The sequence below is a fragment of the Faecalibacillus sp. TM498 genome, assembly GCF_020589955.1.
GTDB classification, from domain to species: domain Bacteria; phylum Bacillota_I; class Bacilli_A; order Erysipelotrichales; family Coprobacillaceae; genus Faecalibacillus; species Faecalibacillus intestinalis.
The window spans coordinates 1-3,399 of sequence record NZ_JAJDKB010000097.1; the positions used below are offsets into that span (position 1 = coordinate 1).

Annotated in this window: 4 protein-coding genes; all 4 read left to right on the plus strand. The window is 29.6% G+C overall.

Annotated elements, in window-relative coordinates:
- Positions 1-199 precede the first annotated feature (199 nt).
- A complete protein-coding gene (locus tag LJD32_RS14680) occupies positions 200-1,003 on the plus strand; it encodes a ubiquitin-like protein (RefSeq protein ID WP_227392777.1) in 804 nt (267 codons plus the stop codon).
- A 22-nt stretch (positions 1,004-1,025) separates the two neighbouring features.
- Complete coding sequence (locus tag LJD32_RS14685; RefSeq protein ID WP_227392778.1) at positions 1,026-1,748, plus strand: hypothetical protein; 723 nt, start codon at positions 1,026-1,028, stop codon at positions 1,746-1,748.
- 114 nt (positions 1,749-1,862) lie between these two features.
- On the plus strand, positions 1,863-2,288 hold the full coding sequence (locus tag LJD32_RS14690; RefSeq protein WP_227392779.1) for a MarR family winged helix-turn-helix transcriptional regulator: 426 nt from the start codon (positions 1,863-1,865) through the stop codon (positions 2,286-2,288).
- 49 nt (positions 2,289-2,337) lie between these two features.
- Complete coding sequence (locus tag LJD32_RS14695; protein ID WP_052010965.1) at positions 2,338-3,063, plus strand: sulfite exporter TauE/SafE family protein; 726 nt, start codon at positions 2,338-2,340, stop codon at positions 3,061-3,063.
- The last annotated feature ends 336 nt before the right edge of the window (positions 3,064-3,399 follow it).

The window sequence follows — 3,399 nt, forward strand, 5'->3', positions numbered from 1 at the left end:
TTCCAAAAGAAGATATCAAAGCTAAATATGAAGGTGGAGTACTTCGTTTATCAGTTCCTAAATCTGATATGAAACAAATTGAAAACACAAGTACAATTATGATTGAATAAAAGATGTAAGGGTGAAATCTTCAAAAGATTTCATCTTTTTTTTGTTTATAGGATATACTAAAGAAAATAAATTTTAAGAGGTGACGAAAATGTTATCGTCAAAAAGAGTCGTCCTTCCCTTAGTGGGAAGTTTCTTTTTGCTAGGAAAAGCAAAAGAAACAATTGAAGAAATAGAAGATCAAGAACTTGCACAAATTGCTTGGGCTGAGTATTATTTCTTTTCTGCAAAAGCCAAAGAATGTGTAGAAATCGTAGAAAAATACTTAAATCATGAAGATGTTATATTACGCTTATCGGCAGACATGCTCTATACATTTTCTAATTTAACTTTAGGAGATGCCTTTGCTGCACAATATGCCAGAGAAGACGTTTATCGATGTTTCGAAAAAATAATGAAAGAAAATACCCCTATAGAAGAAAAAGCTTCTTGTGTATTTGCTTATTATGTTATTAGTATTTTTATACATATTCCCCCTCAAGAAGAAATACCACCTTTAGAACAATATATTTCCTATTTAACACTTGAGGTTGAATCAGGGGATAGTATTGATAATGTTAAACAAAAAATTCAAGATAAAAAAGGTTTTCCCCCTGATCAACAATATCTCTATTTTAATGATCAACTTCTAGAAGACGGAAGAACATTAGCTGATTATAATATTCAAAAAGAAAGTAAACTGTGTTTATTATTAATGATGGTAAAAGAACCAATTTCTAATTTAAAAGAAGGTCAATATGAAGAAAATAAAACAATTCAACTTACTTCTAAAACAATAGGGGCAACGATCTATTATACGAAGGATGTAAGCATGCCAAGTAAAACAACCGGTATAAAATACACAGAGCCAATAAATCTTATAGGAGTAAGGCAAAAATACATCTATTACAATTAAAGCTATAGCTACTAAAGAAGGAATGCAAAAGAGTCAAGTAAGTACATTTGTTTATACAATAAGTATTCCTACTGCTGATTATAGTCGAGTTAGTGAAGCTATTTCTAGGGTAAATTCTATAGATAAAGAATTATATGAAAATTATAATAAAGTAGAAAAAGCGCTTTATCAAATTGATTGGAACAAAAGTAAACAAGAACAAGCAATAGTAGATAGCTATGCAGATACTATTAATAAAGCGATTGAAGGACTTACAAAGAAAAATAAAGATTATAAAGTTACTGAAGGCGAAACTTTTGTTAAAGAAAGTGGAAAAGATATTTCAATAAGAATAGATCATGAATATACAGAAAATGTAAAAGTAGATGATCAAGAAGTTGATAAAGTACATTATAAAGTAACAAAAGGTTCTACGATCATTACTTTTGGTGATATGTATTTAAATATACTTGCTGTAGGAACACATCATGTAAAAGTAACATTTGAAGATGGTATAGCTACAACAATTTTACTCATCAAAGAACAAACAAAAGATGATAATAATAGGAAAGATTCAACATCAAATAATCAAGAAACAGTAAAACCAACTATAAAAGAAGAAACAAAGACAACGGTAAAAGCTGAAAATAAAGAAGAAGTTAAAAAAGTAAAAACAGGTGGTGATGAAAATATTATAGGTGTTGTTTTATTATTGATAGGAAGTTTAGTTGTTTTAACTTATATTAAAAAAAAGAGAATTGAATAAAATAAATGATGGCAACTCGAATGAGTTGCTTTTTATATAAATATTTGACATTTATAAAGTTATCTATTAAAATAGTTCAAAAATGAATTATCTAAAAATGAAGGAAGTGATAATATGAATATTGATTTTGCTAGAAAATTAGAACTTGCTTATCATCAACAATGTAAAAATCTATGTAATGAATTTCATCTAAAGCAAACAGGGTTTGATATTTTGATGTTTTTGGGAAATAACCCCCAATATAAACATGCTAAAGATATTGTGGAAATAAGAAAAATCAAAGCAAACCTTGTTTCAATTCATGTGGATCAGTTAGTTGATCAAGGATATTTATCTAGGATAGATGTTCCAGGAGATCGAAGAAAAGTTGAACTAGTTTTGAATAAAAAAGCGAATGATGTTATAAAAAAAGGAAAAGCGTTTCAAAGCCATTTCTTTTCTTCACTTTTTTCAGATATTGATGAAAAGCATCAAAAGATATTTAAAGAAACATTAGAACTTATGGAAAAAAATATAGATTGTTTATTGGAGGAAAAATAAATTGGAAACAAATATTTTATTTATTATTCTTGTAACCTTTTTTGCTGGAATGGGAGCAGGTCTAGGAACAGGTTTTGCAGGAATGTCAGCGGCTGCTGTTATTAGCCCAATGCTCATTGCTTTTTTGAAAATGGACCCTTATATGGCAGTAGGTATTGCTTTGTCATCAGATGTCCTTGCCAGTGCGGTTTCAGCTTATACTTATGGAAAAAATAAAAATTTAGATATTAGAAATGGTTTATTGATGATGGTAAGTGTACTTATTTTTACGGTAGTAGGTAGTTATGCGGCAAGTCTTTTACCATCTTCAACAATGGGAAGTTTTTCAGTTTTTATGACTTTTATTTTAGGAGTTAAATTTATTGTTAGACCAGTAATGACAACGAAAGAAGCGATGAATAATGTTTCTTCTAAAAAAAGAGCAATCCAATCTATAATTTGTGGAACTTGTATAGGTTTTATTTGTGGTTTTGTTGGAGCAGGTGGAGGCATGATGATGCTTCTTATCTTAACAACAGTCATGGGATATGAACTTAAAACGGCAGTAGGTACGAGTGTTTTTATTATGACCTTTACAGCCCTTACTGGAGCTATTTCACATTTTATGATTGGCGGGTTTCCTAATTTAACAGTATGGATTTTATGTATTCTCTTTACTCTTATTTGGGCAAGAATTGCTGCTTTATTTGCGAATAAAGCAACTCCTAAAACCTTAAATAGAGCAACAGGAATTGTTCTTGTTGTTCTAGGAATTGTTATCTTTTTATTTTCATAATATAAAATTGAGGAATGAATCCTCAATTTTTTGTGCGACAGGCAGTCGCTTATATGTCATGTTTACAGGAACATGAAATTTTCTATTTACAAATGATTGTTCAAGATAGTTAGCTATAAACTTGAAATGCGTCATGGAAGTTAGAAATCCTGTAGACGAAATATCAGGCCGAAACAAAATGTGAACTGAAGGTGCGGCTGATGTTAGTATAAAAACTGTACAAGTTAAATAGAAGAATTAAACATCATTTGGTACAATGTCATAAGTAAAAAAAGAAATGGAGAAAGACTATGACAAAACCAGTATTTGATGATGAATTTAAACAAGGAGTTGTAG